3 protein-coding genes are annotated in these 2121 nt (G+C 43.2%); all 3 read left to right on the top strand.

Annotation, left to right across the window (positions count from 1 at the left end; all coding sequences use genetic code 11):
* The coding region (locus DKW60_RS23865; protein WP_219988871.1) for a hypothetical protein at positions 1-865 on the top strand (865 nt) is incomplete at its 5' end.
* Between the two features lie 15 nt (positions 866-880).
* Positions 881-1234 carry a hypothetical protein gene (locus DKW60_RS22170; protein ID WP_109839844.1) on the top strand — a complete coding sequence of 118 codons (354 nt, stop codon included), beginning with the start codon at positions 881-883 and terminating at the stop codon, positions 1232-1234.
* Between the two features lie 38 nt (positions 1235-1272).
* Positions 1273-2121 (top strand): hypothetical protein (locus DKW60_RS22175; protein WP_219988872.1); only part of this gene is annotated, 849 nt, incomplete at its 3' end.

Consider the following 2121-nt stretch of genomic DNA (forward strand, 5'->3'; position numbering starts at 1 on the left):
AGCTGCAGGCTTTTTAGGTGGGATCGCCAGTGGCGCTAGTCTGAAGGGTGCACTGAAAGGTGCGCTGTTTGCTGGATTGACTGCCGGTGTTGCCAATTGGGTTGGGCATGGTGCTGGAGGTCTTTCACCTTTTGGTGGAGCGAGTTGGTTGGCCCATGGTATTACTCAAGGAGCGATTGCTGAATTACGAGGTGGCAAGTTTAAGCATGGCTTTATATCAGCGGTTGCAGGGCATGTTTCTGGTATGGTGACGCGTGGCATTGGAGGGATTCGCGCTGGCGCAATTGCTGCGCGAACAGCTGTTGCTTCTGTATTTGGTGGCTTGGCTACAAAGGCTACTGGTGGTAGTTTCCATGATGGTGCTATGAACGCGGCTCTCGTACATTTATTTAATAATGAGATGCGAGACTATGCGATACGTGAAGCAATAAAAGAATCTGAAGCTATTGAAAAGATGTCACCAGAACAGCTTAAACAATGGAAAATAGATCAACTTCCGAAATTCGAGTTGTCAGCTGGGATGACTGCGCAAGGAACACTAATTGAAGTCGGTGGAGGTATGCTAGGGTTGAACGTTCAAGCTTTTAGCAAAAGTGGTAATATAAACCCTTATACAGTTCAAGGGCTGGGTATTGGGAAAGATAAAGGTGTTTCACTTGAAGGTAACCTTGCAATCTACGTGCTACCTGATGGTCTAGGAGAGCAAAATTGGGCTGGGGATTTTCCTACCGCAAATTTTGGTTTTGGTATGTTTAGCGTTTCATATTTTCAGGGCTCTGGTTGGTATGGCATCGGTTTAGGCATCCAAGATCCGGGAGTTGATGCTTCGATTACAAATGAAACTTATACTCCCATGCGCTGGTGATGACGGGTGATAAATATGTTCGGTAAAGAAACAGAGAGACTTCTGACTAAACACCCTCTAAGTGGTTTTCAACTTTTCAGTTTTCTGTTGGTGTCAGCAGTTGTGTTTTTTACTTTTGGTGTCTACAACAGCGGATCAGCAAAAAGATATGAAATGGAGGGCGTGATTACAAAGATTACTTGGGGATGCACGAATCGTTACCATAAACCTACGATTACATATAAAGACGTCAATGGAAAAGTAAAAGTACTTTGTGATGATTCGGTTGTTCTCACACGTAAGGATATTAAAGTAGGTGATTATATAGTGAAAAAGAAGGGGGCTTATACAGCAACGGTGAACGGAAGGGAGGTTCGATTTACATATTAGAGTGTATTTCTGTAGTTTATCTTCTTGGTCAGTAATTAGTGCATATTAAAAAACTCACTCCCGACATAGGTTCACTGTTGGCGGGTATTCTTATAGTTTACTCATTTTCCCCATTTAATATTTGGCCTCTAGCAATCTTGTCGTTAGTTACTTTTCTGCTCATATGCCAGCGGACTAATACAGTCAAGCTGGCGATTCGAAGAGGTTTTTTATATGGTTTAGGGTTTTATGGTGCTGGTTCGTATTGGCAGTTTACCTTTATAGGAACTTTCCCTGTCATTTACCAACCCATCATGTACTTTCTATTGGGTGGGATCATTTTTATTCTGATTTGTTTCCCTGTGATATATGCAGCGACTTTGGTTTGGATCAAGCAATATACTTCGTTTAGATGGTTAGTTGTGTTGTTTCCCTTTGTTTGGTTGATTGGTGAGTGGGTGAGAACTTGGTTGTGGACAGGGTTCCCATACTACCAACTGGGTTTTGCATTTGTTGATATGCCTCTGGCTGGCTTCGCGCCACTGGGTGGTGAGCTAGCGGTAACGTTGTCAGTGTTGGTATCTGTTTCATTGTTGGCTGGTTTGTTTATATTCAAAGCCAATAAAACAAGAATTGCTATGCTATCTACTTTGTTAATTATTTGGGCGGGTGGCGCGCAATTACAAACGATGGACTGGGGGACGGTGGGTGAAAGACCGCTAAAGGTACGGTTAGTGCATGGTTCACCCGACCAGCTCAAGAAAACAAAACGCTACTACGCCATCGATACAATTAAGCAATACCTTGCATATAGTGAAGTATTGCCACAACCAGACTTAGTGATCTGGCCAGAGTCATCTATTGCAATGGAGCTTCGCAGGGTATATCACTATCTAAAAGAAGGGGCT

The organism is Leucothrix pacifica, from assembly GCF_003172875.1.
GTDB classification, from domain to species: domain Bacteria; phylum Pseudomonadota; class Gammaproteobacteria; order Thiotrichales; family Thiotrichaceae; genus Leucothrix; species Leucothrix pacifica.

Bases quoted from the DNA above. Each gene is read 5' to 3' on its own strand.
- DKW60_RS22170 (WP_109839844.1), top strand. From the start codon at position 881: ATGTTCGGTAAAGAAACAGAGAGACTTCTGACTAAACACCCTCTAAGT.